The organism is Shewanella cyperi (assembly GCF_017354985.1).
Classification (GTDB): Bacteria; Pseudomonadota; Gammaproteobacteria; order Enterobacterales; family Shewanellaceae; genus Shewanella; species Shewanella cyperi.
On record NZ_CP071501.1, the window covers coordinates 388,515 to 405,996 of the forward strand.

General features: G+C 49.1%; 6 protein-coding genes, 3 tRNA genes and 6 rRNA genes. 11 read left to right on the forward strand and 4 right to left on the reverse strand.

Annotated elements, in window-relative coordinates; all coding sequences use genetic code 11:
• Nucleotides 1–3: 3 nt before the first annotated feature.
• The 11 genes from JYB84_RS01680 (at nucleotide 4) to JYB84_RS01730 (ending at nucleotide 12,978) form a co-directional block, all read left to right on the forward strand.
• Nucleotides 4–2,896, forward strand: a 23S ribosomal RNA gene (locus JYB84_RS01680).
• A gap of 92 nt (nucleotides 2,897–2,988) precedes the next feature.
• Nucleotides 2,989–3,064 (forward strand) — tRNA-Val (locus JYB84_RS01685).
• Nucleotides 3,065–3,100: 36 nt separating this feature from the next.
• Nucleotides 3,101–3,216: ribosomal RNA gene (gene rrf, locus JYB84_RS01690) — 5S ribosomal RNA — on the forward strand.
• A gap of 41 nt (nucleotides 3,217–3,257) precedes the next feature.
• Nucleotides 3,258–3,333, forward strand: a tRNA-Thr gene (locus JYB84_RS01695).
• 34 nt (nucleotides 3,334–3,367) lie between these two features.
• Nucleotides 3,368–3,483: ribosomal RNA gene (rrf, locus tag JYB84_RS01700) — 5S ribosomal RNA — on the forward strand.
• Between the two features lie 959 nt (nucleotides 3,484–4,442).
• A 16S ribosomal RNA gene (locus tag JYB84_RS01705) occupies nucleotides 4,443–5,985 on the forward strand.
• Nucleotides 5,986–6,260: 275 nt separating this feature from the next.
• Nucleotides 6,261–9,153, forward strand: a 23S ribosomal RNA gene (locus tag JYB84_RS01710).
• A gap of 92 nt (nucleotides 9,154–9,245) precedes the next feature.
• A tRNA-Val gene (locus JYB84_RS01715) sits at nucleotides 9,246–9,321 on the forward strand.
• Between the two features lie 36 nt (nucleotides 9,322–9,357).
• A 5S ribosomal RNA gene (rrf, locus tag JYB84_RS01720) occupies nucleotides 9,358–9,473 on the forward strand.
• Together the 16S, 23S and 5S rRNA genes with 3 tRNA genes alongside form the textbook arrangement of a ribosomal RNA operon.
• Nucleotides 9,474–10,141: 668 nt before the next feature.
• Nucleotides 10,142–12,457 (forward strand): immune inhibitor A domain-containing protein, encoded by a 2,316-nt coding sequence (locus JYB84_RS01725; RefSeq protein WP_207321735.1) that lies wholly within the window; start codon nucleotides 10,142–10,144, stop codon nucleotides 12,455–12,457.
• A gap of 263 nt (nucleotides 12,458–12,720) precedes the next feature.
• A complete protein-coding gene (locus tag JYB84_RS01730; RefSeq protein WP_207323063.1) occupies nucleotides 12,721–12,978 on the forward strand; it encodes a hypothetical protein in 258 nt (85 codons plus the stop codon).
• Nucleotides 12,979–13,129: 151 nt separating this feature from the next.
• Here JYB84_RS01730 and JYB84_RS01735 read toward each other — a convergent pair whose 3' ends face one another.
• The 4 genes from JYB84_RS01735 to JYB84_RS01750 form a co-directional block, all read right to left on the reverse strand.
• Complete coding sequence (locus JYB84_RS01735; RefSeq protein ID WP_207321736.1) at nucleotides 13,130–13,624, reverse strand: hypothetical protein; 495 nt, start codon at nucleotides 13,622–13,624, stop codon at nucleotides 13,130–13,132.
• Nucleotides 13,625–13,666: 42 nt separating this feature from the next.
• Entirely contained in the window at nucleotides 13,667–14,365 is a 699-nt protein-coding gene (locus tag JYB84_RS01740) for a hypothetical protein (RefSeq protein WP_207321737.1), read from the reverse strand.
• 24 nt (nucleotides 14,366–14,389) lie between these two features.
• The gene (locus JYB84_RS01745) at nucleotides 14,390–15,145 is read right to left on the reverse strand and encodes a hypothetical protein (protein WP_207321738.1); all 756 of its coding nucleotides are present in this window, start codon (nucleotides 15,143–15,145) and stop codon (nucleotides 14,390–14,392) included.
• 154 nt (nucleotides 15,146–15,299) lie between these two features.
• Entirely contained in the window at nucleotides 15,300–16,601 is a 1,302-nt protein-coding gene (locus tag JYB84_RS01750) for a DUF3644 domain-containing protein (protein ID WP_207321739.1), read from the reverse strand.
• Between the last annotated feature and the right edge of the window lie 881 nt (nucleotides 16,602–17,482).

The following is a 17,482-nucleotide window of genomic DNA, read 5'->3' on the forward strand; positions in this document are numbered from 1 at the left end:
TATGGTTAAGCGACTAAGCGTATACGGTGGATGCCTTGGCAGTCAGAGGCGATGAAGGACGTAGTAACTTGCGAAAAGCGTTGGTGAGGTAGTAACAACCGTTATAGCCAGCGATGTCCGAATGGGGGAACCCGGCAGCATAAGCTGTCATCACTACATGAATACATAGTGTAGTGAGGCGAACGAGGGGAACTGAAACATCTAAGTACCCTTAGGAAAAGAAATCAACCGAGATTCCCTAAGTAGCGGCGAGCGAACGGGGATTAGCCCTTAAGTCTTTGGGGTGTTAGTGGAATGAGTTGGAAAGCTCAACGGTACAGGGTGATAGTCCCGTACACGACAACTAACCAGAGATGAAAACGAGTAAGGCGGCACACGTGATATGTTGTCTGAACATGGGGGGACCATCCTCCAAGGCTAAATACTCCTGACTGACCGATAGTGAACCAGTACCGTGAGGGAAAGGCGAAAAGAACCCCTGTGAGGGGAGTGAAATAGAACCTGAAACCGTATACGTACAAGCAGTGGGAGCGGTTCTTGAGACCGTGACTGCGTACCTTTTGTATAATGGGTCAGCGACTTACATTTAGTAGCGAGGTTAAGCGAATAGCGGAGCCGTAGGGAAACCGAGTGTTAACTGCGCGTTTAGTTGCTAGGTGTAGACCCGAAACCCGGTGATCTAGCCATGGGCAGGTTGAAGGTTGAGTAACATCAACTGGAGGACCGAACCGACTAATGTTGAAAAATTAGCGGATGACTTGTGGCTGGGGGTGAAAGGCCAATCAAACCGGGAGATATCTGGTTCTCCTCGAAAGCTATTTAGGTAGCGCCTCGGACGAACACCTTTGGGGGTAGAGCACTGTTAAGGCTAGGGGGTCATCCCGACTTACCAACCCTTTGCAAACTCCGAATACCAAAGAGTGCTATCCGGGAGACAGACGGCGGGTGCTAACGTCCGTCGTCAAAAGGGAAACAACCCAGACCGTCAGCTAAGGTCCCAAAGTAATTGCTAAGTGGGAAACGATGTGGGAAGGCTTAGACAGCTAGGATGTTGGCTTAGAAGCAGCCATCATTTAAAGAAAGCGTAATAGCTCACTAGTCGAGTCGGCCTGCGCGGAAGATGTAACGGGGCTAAGCAATTCACCGAAGCTACGGGTGTGCACGATAACGTGTACGCGGTAGAGGAGCGTTCTGTAAGCCGTTGAAGGTGAAGGGGTAACCCACACTGGAGGTATCAGAAGTGCGAATGCTGACATGAGTAACGATAAAGGGGGTGAAAAACCCCCTCGCCGAAAGACCAAGGGTTCCTGTCCAACGTTAATCGGGGCAGGGTGAGTCGACCCCTAAGGCGAGGCCGAAAGGCGTAGTCGATGGGAAACGGGTTAATATTCCCGTACTTCTGCTAACTGCGATGGAGAGACGGAGAAGGCTAGGCCAGCACGGCGTTGGTTGTCCGTGTTTAAGGTGGTAGGTGGTGTGCTTAGGCAAATCCGGGCACACATACACCGAGAGCTGATGACGAGGTGCTACGGCACTGAAGTGGTTGATGCCAGGCTTCCAGGAAAATCTTCTAAGCTTCAGGTTAGCAGGAATCGTACCCCAAACCGACACAGGTGGTCGGGTAGAGAATACCAAGGCGCTTGAGAGAACTCGGCTGAAGGAACTAGGCAAAATGGTACCGTAACTTCGGGAGAAGGTACGCTGCTGTTGGTGGAGGGACTTGCTCCCCGAGCTGACGGCAGTCGCAGATACCAGGTGGCTGCAACTGTTTATCAAAAACACAGCACTGTGCAAACTCGCAAGAGGAAGTATACGGTGTGACGCCTGCCCGGTGCCGGAAGGTTAATTGATTGGGTTATCGCAAGAGAAGCTCATGATCGAAGCCCCGGTAAACGGCGGCCGTAACTATAACGGTCCTAAGGTAGCGAAATTCCTTGTCGGGTAAGTTCCGACCTGCACGAATGGCGTAATGATGGCCACGCTGTCTCCAGCCGAGACTCAGTGAAGTTGAAATTGCGGTGAAGATGCCGTATACCCGCGGCTAGACGGAAAGACCCCGTGAACCTTTACTATAGCTTGGCACTGAACATTGACCCTACATGTGTAGGATAGGTGGGAGACTTTGAAGCGGGAACGCCAGTTCTCGTGGAGTCGTCCTTGAAATACCACCCTTGTAGTGTTGATGTTCTAACCTGGGCCCCTAATCGGGGTTAGGGACAGTGCCTGGTGGGTAGTTTGACTGGGGCGGTCTCCTCCCAAAGAGTAACGGAGGAGCACGAAGGTTGGCTAAGTACGGTCGGACATCGTACGGTTAGTGTAATGGCATAAGCCAGCTTAACTGCGAGACAGACACGTCGAGCAGGTACGAAAGTAGGTCATAGTGATCCGGTGGTTCTGAATGGAAGGGCCATCGCTCAACGGATAAAAGGTACTCCGGGGATAACAGGCTGATACCGCCCAAGAGTTCATATCGACGGCGGTGTTTGGCACCTCGATGTCGGCTCATCACATCCTGGGGCTGAAGTCGGTCCCAAGGGTATGGCTGTTCGCCATTTAAAGTGGTACGCGAGCTGGGTTCAGAACGTCGTGAGACAGTTCGGTCCCTATCTGCCGTGGGCGTTGGATGATTGAGGGGAGTTGCTCCTAGTACGAGAGGACCGGAGTGAACGAACCGCTGGTGTTCGGGTTGTCATGCCAATGGCATTGCCCGGTAGCTACGTTCGGAATCGATAACCGCTGAAAGCATCTAAGCGGGAAGCGAGCCCCAAGATGAGTCATCCCTTGGACCTAGAGTCCACATAAGAGCCGTTCGAGACCAGGACGTTGATAGGTCAGGTGTGTAAGCGTTGTGAGGCGTTGAGCTAACTGATACTAATGACTCGAGAGGCTTAACCATACAACCCAGATGGGTTTTACGTTTTGCTTGAAGTACCCAAACTTGATTGAAGTCGAGACTCAAGCTCGTAAGAGCAGCAGCACAGAATTTCCGGTCGCTTAGCTCAGCCGGGAGAGCACCTCCCTTACAAGGAGGGGGTCACTGGTTCGATCCCAGTAGCGACCACCATATTTCACTGCACAGCTTTCCAAATTACCAATTTTGTCTGGTGACAATAGCATTGTGGTCCCACCTGATCCCATTCCGAACTCAGAAGTGAAACGCAATCGCGCCGATGGTAGTGTGGGGTCTCCCCATGTGAGAGTAGGTCATCGCCAGACGCCTAATTTAATCAAATTGCTAATGTGATTTGAAAGAATTTGCTGATATGGCTCAGTCGGTAGAGCGCATCCTTGGTAAGGATGAGGTCCCCAGTTCGATTCTGGGTATCAGCACCATATTCGCTGCAATAGAAAGCAGCATAAAAATTTGTTTGGAAACCATAGTGCTGTGGTCCCACCTGATCCCATTCCGAACTCAGAAGTGAAACGCAGTCACGCCGATGGTAGTGTGGGGTCTCCCCATGTGAGAGTAGGTCATTTCCAAACGCCAAATTTTAGCAAGGCCACCCTCAGGGTGGCCTTTTGCTTTTTTGCATTCCAGCAATCTTGAATCAGTCCCCACACTGTTTTGGCGACACAGGCATATAACTTTCCGCCAACTTGCCTGCACGCCGGCAACTCCTGGCAGCTTCTTATGCTTGGAGCCCTTATCTGGGAGTTTCCTGGTCTTTGGGACAGAGAGGTGAAGTTGATAGCCTTAAGTCACCGTCAGTCCATTTCCGGAGCCAACCGGTATTGTGGGATTGTCTGCCTGACAATAACCGCAGTGTCCTCAATCATCCTGGGATTACAGATCAACATCGCTCTATCAGGTACGGTTCTTTGGCAGTATTTGCGGCATCGATGTCTTCTATTGGCACCACGGGAACGATATTTCTTGTGCCCAATGCGGCGATTTTTATGTCCCGCATACAACCAAAGAAAAATAGTTCAGACACAGGTGTGCTTTGTGATCCCTGCTATACTGGTAAGCCCGCCTGTGGATAAGCAGTAGGTAACTTGTGTGTTAGCTTAGGGTTTAAGCATATACACTCAAAGTCGCGAATTTTTACCGAAAAGCCCTTGCGTAAAAAGTGCGGCCGCCTATAATGCGCATCCACTGACACGGCAGGCAGCGCAAGGCGCGGCGGCAGGTGAAAGTGGTCGGAGTGAAGCTCCGGCAGCGTCGAAAAAAGTTTTCAAAAACTGCTTGACGCCAAAACGGGGTTCTGTAGAATACGCAGCCCTGACCCGCTGAGAACTCGGTGGGATGCCCAAGCGGCACCGTTCTTTAACAAGTTATTAAGACAAGCAAATCTGTGTGGACACTCGCAGAGCTGATGACATCGACAACGATATTCATCAGTGAATGATGTCCATGCAAACATGCAGTTTGCGACTGTTTACAGTTGCAAAATCGACAGAATTCATTGAGCAGTTTGGCGCAAGCCAAACACCAAAACTTTTAATTGAAGAGTTTGATCATGGCTCAGATTGAACGCTGGCGGCAGGCCTAACACATGCAAGTCGAGCGGTAACACAAGGGAGCTTGCTCCTGAGGTGACGAGCGGCGGACGGGTGAGTAATGCCTGGGAACTTGCCCATTCGAGGGGGATAACAGTTGGAAACGACTGCTAATACCGCATACGCCCTACGGGGGAAAGCAGGGGAACTTCGGTCCTTGCGCGAATGGATAGGCCCAGGTGGGATTAGCTAGTTGGTGAGGTAAAGGCTCACCAAGGCGACGATCCCTAGCTGTTCTGAGAGGATGATCAGCCACACTGGGACTGAGACACGGCCCAGACTCCTACGGGAGGCAGCAGTGGGGAATATTGGACAATGGGGGAAACCCTGATCCAGCCATGCCGCGTGTGTGAAGAAGGCCTTCGGGTTGTAAAGCACTTTCAGTGGGGAGGAAAGGTTTGTGGTTAATACCCACAAGCTGTGACGTTACCCACAGAAGAAGCACCGGCTAACTCCGTGCCAGCAGCCGCGGTAATACGGAGGGTGCAAGCGTTAATCGGAATTACTGGGCGTAAAGCGTGCGCAGGCGGTTTGTTAAGCGAGATGTGAAAGCCCCGGGCTCAACCTGGGAATTGCATTTCGAACTGGCAAACTAGAGTCTTGTAGAGGGGGGTAGAATTCCAGGTGTAGCGGTGAAATGCGTAGAGATCTGGAGGAATACCGGTGGCGAAGGCGGCCCCCTGGACAAAGACTGACGCTCAGGCACGAAAGCGTGGGGAGCAAACAGGATTAGATACCCTGGTAGTCCACGCCGTAAACGATGTCTACTCGGAGTTTGGTGTCTTGAACACTGGGCTCTCAAGCTAACGCATTAAGTAGACCGCCTGGGGAGTACGGCCGCAAGGTTAAAACTCAAATGAATTGACGGGGGCCCGCACAAGCGGTGGAGCATGTGGTTTAATTCGATGCAACGCGAAGAACCTTACCTACTCTTGACATCCAGAGAACTTGGCAGAGATGCCTTGGTGCCTTCGGGAACTCTGAGACAGGTGCTGCATGGCTGTCGTCAGCTCGTGTTGTGAAATGTTGGGTTAAGTCCCGCAACGAGCGCAACCCTTATCCTTACTTGCCAGCGGGTCATGCCGGGAACTTTAGGGAGACTGCCGGTGATAAACCGGAGGAAGGTGGGGACGACGTCAAGTCATCATGGCCCTTACGAGTAGGGCTACACACGTGCTACAATGGTCAGTACAGAGGGTTGCGAAGCCGCGAGGTGGAGCTAATCCCATAAAGCTGGTCGTAGTCCGGATTGGAGTCTGCAACTCGACTCCATGAAGTCGGAATCGCTAGTAATCGTGGATCAGAATGCCACGGTGAATACGTTCCCGGGCCTTGTACACACCGCCCGTCACACCATGGGAGTGGGCTGCAAAAGAAGTGGGTAGCTTAACCTTCGGGGGGGCGCTCACCACTTTGTGGTTCATGACTGGGGTGAAGTCGTAACAAGGTAGCCCTAGGGGAACCTGGGGCTGGATCACCTCCTTACCTAAGCGATGCGTCGCACTGTTGAGTGTTCACACAGATAGGTTTGTCTTAAAACCTGCATTATCGAAAGATAATGTTGCTCTTTAACAATTTGGAAAGCTGATAGTAGAAACTGGACTTGTTCCAGTTAATACAAAAATTGAGTTCTCAAACACTTCAATCAAGTGTTTTGGGTATTCTTCAAGGCGGGTCCATTTCCTACCCTGGAAATGAGACCAAGTAAAACCAGCTGGTCGCAATGCGGCTCAGATGAGTGAAACTCATTTGGGTTGTATGGTTAAGCGACTAAGCGTATACGGTGGATGCCTTGGCAGTCAGAGGCGATGAAGGACGTAGTAACTTGCGAAAAGCGTTGGTGAGGTAGTAACAACCGTTATAGCCAGCGATGTCCGAATGGGGGAACCCGGCAGCATAAGCTGTCATCACTACATGAATACATAGTGTAGTGAGGCGAACGAGGGGAACTGAAACATCTAAGTACCCTTAGGAAAAGAAATCAACCGAGATTCCCTAAGTAGCGGCGAGCGAACGGGGATTAGCCCTTAAGTCTTTGGGGTGTTAGTGGAATGAGTTGGAAAGCTCAACGGTACAGGGTGATAGTCCCGTACACGACAACTAACCAGAGATGAAAACGAGTAAGGCGGCACACGTGATATGTTGTCTGAACATGGGGGGACCATCCTCCAAGGCTAAATACTCCTGACTGACCGATAGTGAACCAGTACCGTGAGGGAAAGGCGAAAAGAACCCCTGTGAGGGGAGTGAAATAGAACCTGAAACCGTATACGTACAAGCAGTGGGAGCGGTTCTTGAGACCGTGACTGCGTACCTTTTGTATAATGGGTCAGCGACTTACATTTAGTAGCGAGGTTAAGCGAATAGCGGAGCCGTAGGGAAACCGAGTGTTAACTGCGCGTTTAGTTGCTAGGTGTAGACCCGAAACCCGGTGATCTAGCCATGGGCAGGTTGAAGGTTGAGTAACATCAACTGGAGGACCGAACCGACTAATGTTGAAAAATTAGCGGATGACTTGTGGCTGGGGGTGAAAGGCCAATCAAACCGGGAGATATCTGGTTCTCCTCGAAAGCTATTTAGGTAGCGCCTCGGACGAACACCTTTGGGGGTAGAGCACTGTTAAGGCTAGGGGGTCATCCCGACTTACCAACCCTTTGCAAACTCCGAATACCAAAGAGTGCTATCCGGGAGACAGACGGCGGGTGCTAACGTCCGTCGTCAAAAGGGAAACAACCCAGACCGTCAGCTAAGGTCCCAAAGTAATTGCTAAGTGGGAAACGATGTGGGAAGGCTTAGACAGCTAGGATGTTGGCTTAGAAGCAGCCATCATTTAAAGAAAGCGTAATAGCTCACTAGTCGAGTCGGCCTGCGCGGAAGATGTAACGGGGCTAAGCAATTCACCGAAGCTACGGGTGTGCACGATAACGTGTACGCGGTAGAGGAGCGTTCTGTAAGCCGTTGAAGGTGAAGGGGTAACCCACACTGGAGGTATCAGAAGTGCGAATGCTGACATGAGTAACGATAAAGGGGGTGAAAAACCCCCTCGCCGAAAGACCAAGGGTTCCTGTCCAACGTTAATCGGGGCAGGGTGAGTCGACCCCTAAGGCGAGGCCGAAAGGCGTAGTCGATGGGAAACGGGTTAATATTCCCGTACTTCTGCTAACTGCGATGGAGAGACGGAGAAGGCTAGGCCAGCACGGCGTTGGTTGTCCGTGTTTAAGGTGGTAGGTGGTGTGCTTAGGCAAATCCGGGCACACATACACCGAGAGCTGATGACGAGGTGCTACGGCACTGAAGTGGTTGATGCCAGGCTTCCAGGAAAATCTTCTAAGCTTCAGGTTAGCAGGAATCGTACCCCAAACCGACACAGGTGGTCGGGTAGAGAATACCAAGGCGCTTGAGAGAACTCGGCTGAAGGAACTAGGCAAAATGGTACCGTAACTTCGGGAGAAGGTACGCTGCTGTTGGTGGAGGGACTTGCTCCCCGAGCTGACGGCAGTCGCAGATACCAGGTGGCTGCAACTGTTTATCAAAAACACAGCACTGTGCAAACTCGCAAGAGGAAGTATACGGTGTGACGCCTGCCCGGTGCCGGAAGGTTAATTGATTGGGTTATCGCAAGAGAAGCTCATGATCGAAGCCCCGGTAAACGGCGGCCGTAACTATAACGGTCCTAAGGTAGCGAAATTCCTTGTCGGGTAAGTTCCGACCTGCACGAATGGCGTAATGATGGCCACGCTGTCTCCAGCCGAGACTCAGTGAAGTTGAAATTGCGGTGAAGATGCCGTATACCCGCGGCTAGACGGAAAGACCCCGTGAACCTTTACTATAGCTTGGCACTGAACATTGACCCTACATGTGTAGGATAGGTGGGAGACTTTGAAGCGGGAACGCCAGTTCTCGTGGAGTCGTCCTTGAAATACCACCCTTGTAGTGTTGATGTTCTAACCTGGGCCCCTAATCGGGGTTAGGGACAGTGCCTGGTGGGTAGTTTGACTGGGGCGGTCTCCTCCCAAAGAGTAACGGAGGAGCACGAAGGTTGGCTAAGTACGGTCGGACATCGTACGGTTAGTGTAATGGCATAAGCCAGCTTAACTGCGAGACAGACACGTCGAGCAGGTACGAAAGTAGGTCATAGTGATCCGGTGGTTCTGAATGGAAGGGCCATCGCTCAACGGATAAAAGGTACTCCGGGGATAACAGGCTGATACCGCCCAAGAGTTCATATCGACGGCGGTGTTTGGCACCTCGATGTCGGCTCATCACATCCTGGGGCTGAAGTCGGTCCCAAGGGTATGGCTGTTCGCCATTTAAAGTGGTACGCGAGCTGGGTTCAGAACGTCGTGAGACAGTTCGGTCCCTATCTGCCGTGGGCGTTGGATGATTGAGGGGAGTTGCTCCTAGTACGAGAGGACCGGAGTGAACGAACCGCTGGTGTTCGGGTTGTCATGCCAATGGCATTGCCCGGTAGCTACGTTCGGAATCGATAACCGCTGAAAGCATCTAAGCGGGAAGCGAGCCCCAAGATGAGTCATCCCTTGGACCTAGAGTCCACATAAGAGCCGTTCGAGACCAGGACGTTGATAGGTCAGGTGTGTAAGCGTTGTGAGGCGTTGAGCTAACTGATACTAATGACTCGAGAGGCTTAACCATACAACCCAGATGGGTTTTACGTTTTGCTTGAAGTACCCAAACTTGATTGAAGTCGAGACTCAAGCTCGTAAGAGCAGCAGCACAGAATTTCCGGTCGCTTAGCTCAGCCGGGAGAGCACCTCCCTTACAAGGAGGGGGTCACTGGTTCGATCCCAGTAGCGACCACCATATTTCACTGCACAGCTTTCCAAATTACCAATTTTGTCTGGTGACAATAGCATTGTGGTCCCACCTGATCCCATTCCGAACTCAGAAGTGAAACGCAATCGCGCCGATGGTAGTGTGGGGTCTCCCCATGTGAGAGTAGGTCATCGCCAGACGCCTAATAAATGAAAAATCCCCAGCACTTAGTGTTGGGGATTTTTTCATTTATCAGCCTGTGAAAGTCTGCGCTCACATGGGGAATGACTCAGTGCATGCAAAGCATGCATCCTTACCATGTGATAGTAGGGTGAAGCTGTTGCGCTTACCAAACGAAGTTTGGTGCGACAGCTGAACGCGGAGAGCTTGCTCGAAGCTGGCCATCGCCAGACGCCTAATAAGACGAAAAGGCCACCCAAGCGGGTGGCATTTTTGCTTTGGTCGTTTCGTAAGGTACTGACCCTTGGTCTTCCCTGATGGGAAACCACAGGACACAAGGTCCCACAGCGCCCATTAGTTAGCTGGCAGCGAGCTGGTAACCTGCAATACCGTAGCTATACGCATCAGAAACATCCATTGGCACCCTCTTGACGACAGGCTAGCGGGCCGAATGTGTGATGGGATGAAAGCCTTCTAGTCGTATCTTCACACTGGATACCAGCATAAAACTCGCCAATATGGATGTACTGCACTCCTTCTATTTTTCCACTCTCCCTTTCGGCAATATATTTGTTACATCTTTGTGTTGATTTTGTGTTTTATGTGATCAATAGTCGTCGCTTGCCCGTTCCAGGGGCAAGGCTGTGCACTATTTGAAGGAACGATAACAACAGGATTCGGAGGAATAATGATCCGTAAATCACTTATTGCTATATCGGTTGCTACCAGCGCCTGTATAGGTTTTCAGGCTTTAGCAGCAGACAAACCAGAACTGCATCAGCAAAGTGGCTTCGATATGGCCATTGCTGATGAACACAAGCTCATTGAGATGTTAAAGCAGTCCGGCAAGATTGCTCAAAATGCCACGTTAAACGAAGCCGAGCAGGCATTAACAAGTTACCTGCGTGAACGTCAGCAACAAGAACGGGCACGAAGCGGTGCCGTGTCTGACGAGGCGATCAAGCAGTTCGGCCTTGGCACCAGCAATCACTTTGAAGGTGCCTTACAAAACGGCGGTGGCAACAAACTGGGGATTGGAAAGCAAAACAAACCTGCCCCCATGGCGTTGGAAAATTATAGTGGCGAGCAGCGTACCGCGAAAATTCTGGCTGTCCTGATGGAATTCCCGGATTTTCCCCATAACAGCATTCAGCCGGGTGAAACAGGCATGTACTATGCCGACTACACTCCTGCGCACTACAGCGAACTGATGTTCGGTGAGAATGGCTGGACCGGTCCTGCGGGCCAGAACTTCATTTCCATGAAGCAATATTACGAAGCTCAGTCGGGTACCAGTTATTCCGTTGAGGGTCACGTTGCCGGTTGGTACATGGCACAGCACAATGCGGCCTATTATGGCGGTAATGAGTCAGGCAATATCCGTGCTCTGGTGCGTGAGGCACTGGCTGCTGCGGCTGCTGACCCTACCGTGGATTTGTCACAGTTTGACGTTGAAGACCGTTATGACCTCGATGGCGACGGTAATGTCTGGGAACCGGATGGTCTGGTCGACCACGTCATGGTTATCCACTCCAGCGTGGGCGAAGAGGCCGGCGGTGGTCAGTTGGGTGAAGATGCCATCTGGTCTCATCGTTGGAACCTGGGTGGCGTGTTTGGCATCCCCGGTACCTCAACCCCAGTGCCTTACTGGGGCGGTGTGATGGGTGCCTTCGACTATACAGTTCAGCCTGCTGATGGTGCGGTTGGCGTATTTGCCCATGAATACGGCCATGACCTGGGTCTGCCCGATGAATACGACACCCAGTATACAGGCCGCGGTGAACCTGTATCTTCCTGGTCCATCATGTCCAGCGGCAGCTGGGCAGGCGTTCTCGGTGGCACAGAGCCCACAGGTTTCAGTGCCTGGTCCAAGGAGTTTCTGTCCCACAGATGGGGGCTGAACTGGCTTTCCGGCAGTACCATTCATTTCAATGATATCCCTGAGGGGGGGATCACAGGTCTGCTGGATCAAGCCGCCTCCAAGGGCACCAATAATGACGCTATCCGCATCGACCTGCCCAACAAGGAAAAGATCATCGCTACGCCAACCAGCGGCCAATACGCTTACCATGGCGGCTCAGGCAACAACCTGCGCAATCAAATGTATATGCCATTGGACCTGACTGCAGCAAGCAGTGCCAGCGTCAGCTTCAAAGCTTGGTACGATATCGAAGCTGAGTGGGATTACGGCTATGTGATGGTATATAACCCTGCTACAGGCACCAGCGAAACCGTGGCCGGTAACATCACCACCACTGCCAACCCCAATGGCCAAAACTTTGGCAATGGCATCACGGGTCAGTCTAACGGTTGGGTTGATGCCAGCTTTGACTTATCTGCCTATGCCGGTCAGCAGGTGTATCTGATGATGTACTACTGGAGCGATGGCTATGTCGCCAATCCAGGTCTGTATATCGATGATATCCGTGTTGCGGTAGATGCCAATGTGGCCACAGATGATGTTGAAGGAAATGGCTTGTTTGCTCTTGCCGGATTTGCCAAGGACATGGGTAAAACAAGCACCCCACACTACTATCTGGTGGAGTGGCGCAATCACCAGGGTGTTGATAAGGGACTCAAGCATATCAACGTAGCCGGTCAACTGATGGAGTTCAACGAAGGCTTGGTGGTCTGGTATGTCGATCCTTCCTTTGACAATAACTGGGTTGGTGAACATCCAGGTGATGGCTTCCTGGGGGTGGTTGATGCCGATCGTCATACCAACCTTTGGAATGGCACAGACGTGGCCTCAACCCGCTACCAAATCCACGATGCGGCTTTTGGCATAGACAAGTCAACCAAGCTGTCACTGGATTTGAAGGCCTATGACCTGATGCTGCATGACAACTTTACCAAGCGTAATGCCGTGTTCGATGACAGCAATTCCTTTATCAGCAACGACATTCCTGATGCCGGCCGCAATGTGCCCAACTACGGTCTGAAAATCCGCGTGGTGAGCCAAAGCGACGACAAGTCAGTGGGTCAGATCCTGATTTACAAATAAGCCCTCGCCGGCGTTATGCCGGTGCTCAAGCTGTATTAAAAATGCCGGCCGGGTTCACTGACCGGCATTTTTGTTTCATAACAGAGCCGTCATTAACGGGTAAGTAGGCCAATTGGCTGATCCAGATCAGCGCAGCATATCCCAATGTCGCTAGGCTAATGTGAATGGTTGTTGAGAATCGCGGGTGGGAATCGCTACTGCGATTAGCTGGCACAGTGGCGCAACTGTAGAGGGTATTGCAGGGGAGAGTAAATATGGCGACCGTGGAGGACAGCAGGCTTATTCGGCTGCTCAAGGCGATAATGCTGCTGGGAATAGCGCTTATCCTGCTGGGTATCTATCTGCACAACTTCAGCGAAGCCATAGCGCAGCTCGGCGTCACCGGCATTATCATCAGCGCCCTGTGCGTCGCCATCGGCATGGCCCTGTCACTGCCCACCAAGATGTACCTGACCTTTGTCCTGGTCAGAAGGGAAGAGAGGGCGAGACAGAGCCAAGACAAGCCCCGGGACGCTTTATAATCATGCTTATCAGCCGTTTGTCCACATAGGCGCAACAGGTTGCTCGCCAGGTAAAGTCGAAGCCCTTAAGCGAGATTGTTGGGTCATGCTATGAGAGCAAGAAGCCCGAAGCCAATGATGCCGCACTTGCTGAGGAACTTATGTTGAATTGTCACAGCGCCAGAGAGTCGAGAAACCTGGCGGCATCATCGCTGTCGGCTTCCGGATAAATGGCGGTTTGGGTGACCAAGACATCGTAGAAGTCGATCATTCTCTGGGTGATCTGACGCTGGCCAAAGTCCATTTTAAACTCATAGCCATAGTGACCGTCGACCATCACATTGGTCTTGCTGACCAGCTTGGCCCCTTTATTGGTCAAAGCATGGGGATAGGCATCATCGATGTTGAAATCCAGGTTATGCGTCACGACAAGGCTGTAATCGGCCGAGCCAAAACGCACTCCTTGCCATTCAACATCCAGCCCATCCACATTATGCCGCTCTATCCTCGGATTTTTCGGAAACATCACATTGACGTCCACGCTGTCCAGGGAAAAGCTCTGCCAAGCCACCTCGGACTTGGGCTTCACCGCATAGTGCTTTTGGTACTGGTCATAGCCACCATAAGCCACGGCAGCAACAAACAAGACTTTTACGAATCCATTCACAGTTAATTTCCTTTTGGGGTGAGAGCTTGTTGCTACAGGCATTTAAGCCATACCTGTGGCGGTCTCCGTGTCAGGAGAGCAGTAACCAGTTACAGCGGAACTGCGACTTTTGATGTTTGCATGTGCCAACTCATAATCGACGAGAGCGTTGTTCACATGGCGCACAGAGATAACCACGATACCGTCTTTGGCCATATACAAACCCATAACGAGGCAAAACAGCCCTATTAGCAGAAGTCCTGCATTGAAGTTGGCAATAATTGAGTAAAGCGCCAGCATGGTCAGAGGTATCCCAAGCAAAGCCAACGAAAAACCTAAAATAAGGTTGTACCAACCGCTCCATTTATCAAACCAACTAAGTTTTACTCGAAAGGCGAGGGAGTCGATATCGTCAATGTCAGGCGATATTTTGATGACATTCAACACATGCCTAAACTGCACCTGGGCTCCGACACGTGCTTTCAACACCATTGCCGCATTCAGCATTGGTGTGCTGAGCCTGACACCGTGAATGATCCTGAAATGCTCAAGATTGGCTTCATCCCTTAAATGCTCCTTCAGCTCATCGGTAACATTGGGATCGGCAAGAGCCGCGGTTATAGAGGCGCTTCTTAGTTTCTTACTGGAATCGTAGAACTCGACAATGTGCTTTAAAGAGCTGATAACGGGAATGACAAATGCAAGTATCGCTAGCCAAAAATAGCCATCTTTAAATAAGTTAATAATTAAATCTATGTTCATGTGTTAAAAGCCTAATGCCTTCAGTTATCGTTGAATGTCAACATTTCTAAAGATTACTTTTCTATCATTCGCTGTGTAATTGAGTGGTAGAGTTAGCTTCTTAATTGATTTTGAGATTGCAGCTGTATCAAAACTGAAAAACAGTTTTACATTGGAAGTTGACAGCTTTGTCATTAAAAATGTTGAATTTGAAAGCTTGTTGTTTTCCAAAGTAACTCTTTCAATGGATGACTTTATGTTGTTTTCATTATATGCAATCGAGTTTTTCAATCCATATATTTCAACGTCTTCATCTGAAATGTTTCTAAGTTGAATTTCACACGTAACTTGAGAGCCTGAACCATTGCAGGAGATAACCTCAAACTCAACACCAGCCTCCGTTTGTATTTTGCTGTATATTATGCGGCCATCTTCATTTAAAAACAAACTGCTCATAGAATTGGACGGAGCGTAGACTTCTCGTAAGCAGAATGACATTGAACTTATAGCCAGAAGTGTCAGTGTATAGTATCCATATTTTTTGAGCTTGCTACGTACTTTTGATACGGATAGCAATCTGTTGATTGTGTAAAAGATAACAAAAGCACAAGTCGATGAGAGAATTACTAAAATTGATTGATATATCATTAATCCATCAATATCAAAACTTATAAGTCTTTTAAAAAAGTCATCACCTCTAAATGTAGGTACTATCAATGCTATAAAGGCAAGGGCGAATGATATTAGTGTGCTCGAATCAGCAAGATAGTTACTGAAATCTTTCTTGTTATTATTTTCCACATATTCTCCAAAATATAAAGGTAAAAATATAGCTGTGTCACATTAAGCTTTAGTTACTGTTATAGCTATTTTAAAAAAGCTGGTGACCGGTATCATGACAAGCTTTGACTAGAGCTTGGGTGAGCGATGGCAGATTTATATAACATTTAATAATTCATTTTTTTGAACTGTTTCTAATGTCAGAGATAACCAGCTGTCTTTTTAATATCATATCTGCAATTTCAGTAATCGCTTTCTCTGAGTATCGATGATACTCTGGGTCAATATTTTTATAATGCCACTCGTTGTTTGTATCCTTCCAATTCAATTTAGCTACTATTAGCCGAAAGTCATAAGACGAAAAGCAGGGAGTTCCAGATCTCTTTTCTGTTGCTACAAACAACAAGGAAAGAGCATTTACACTGCATTGAGATTTTATTATTCTATTTATGGCTAATACTGCCTCAGTCTCTTTATGCGGGTGAGTTTTTTCTCGATCAATTGGCTTCTCAATAATGACAGCATTTTTTAGCCCCTCAATACCCTCTCCAACATGAGACAGAATAATTGGGTGACCATCCATATCATCTTTAGCAAACACTAATTTAATAGGGAGTGGTATGGCAAAAGATGCATCGTTATACTTTTCTATGTCTGTTTCTAATTCTTCTATTAATTGAGCTACGTCTGACCCAATGTTAATCCCGTAGTCTTGCTTCAATTGCATTAAATTTGGCTTTGAAATATCACCAGTTAAAGTTAACAGGCCTGATTGATTTGGGGACAAAAAAGGCAGCTCTGAAAAATCCTCAAATTCTGATGCATAATTCATTACTCCAGATTGAAACAGCCTGGAAAGTAACCCTTGGGTCTCTGGCATCAAAAGGTGCGCAGCACAATCTCTATAATTTGCGATTTTTTCAATATTAACTCTTATAGATAAGTTTTCACCATAAATCTTGTTCAAACAGTTTCTAAGTGAAATTGTTTTTCCATATTTGATTTTTGAATCTTTGTCAAATATTGAATCCTCTCCGTAGCGCTCAATAATAATACTCTTTAACAATTGCTCCCAAGAAGTACAAAAACAAAGAATAAAACTATCCAGACGATTCTCTAATGATGGTCTATTATATAATTCTAAAGCCAAGATCATGTTTTCTCTAGATCTTTTTAATAGGGCTTTTGCAAGCTTTGAAGCACAATTATGACCTAGTTCTTGTATATGTTTTGCTTGAGAAAGCTTTTTTACAAACTCTACAACCGATAAGTTAATTGTATTAGAAACGTCGAATGGCCCTTCATCCGTGAAAGCGCTTAGAAAAGGGGATAACTGTCCTTTTTTCCAGTATGTTTGAAAAGTAGATGGCATCCAACCCGCAGCCTCAAGAATTTCATCGAGAGTCACTTTCATTTTCATAGACTCAGATGTCTTTAGCAACTCTAATAATGAACGTTGTGATTTTTTAATTCTCATGCAAACCTTCCTGTGTTCAAGTGTTTTGTTATCGTGCAGAGATTATTTCGACGTTTATTCATTAAATTCGTTACTGAATATAATCTTGGAATATCAAATTAAGAGGTAAATATCCATATACTTAACGCTTTCGAGATAATTCTAGCGAGCAGCCCCAAAGTACAGGGTTACAGAATGCCCAGCCCGCTTGAAGCGGCCGAAGGTGTTGGTGCAAATGGCGTGGCGAGGCATGGATGCGGAAGCAGCGTCAGTCGAATCAGGGATGAGCGTCTGACGCGTTAGCCAAATTTGCACCATAAACCCGAGGGGCTTTCCGCTTCGTTGCGGGTCGCTGGGGGATCGGACAAGGGGGCAAGTCGAAACTGCCCCCTTTCCCCGGGTGTGGGTCGGAAACCCACGACCTTTGCCAAGCGGAGCTTGGCCCCGTCGCAGCAGGCGAAGCCTGCACAAGCTCCTGCCACGCTACCGCCCCATACTTACGGGCGTATCCTTCCCTAAAATCCACCAAGCCTATAAATAACAACATAAAAATTGCAGAGACAGCTGTGCCGGAAATCGCATTTATTACAATGCAGTAGCTGAGGCAAACAGCAAGCAGGCAACTGCCGAGGCCATCGGGCAATCATCTGGGCCATCAGGGAATCATTCTGGGGTAAGGAGAGAAGAGAACGCATTTCCATTGCCCACGGCCAACGCCGTTTCATCCCTGTGGCCCTAACCATAGGCAATTTAGCTATGGCTAAAGCATTATTTTTACTGTGTTATTTCAATAAGAAGTAACTGGCACGAGCGTACGATAAAAATTCACTCTGGGCAATAGCTCGCCAAACGAAAGCCATAAGCTGCTGTCGTGGCGGGAAAAGCGCTGATAGCCGGTAGGA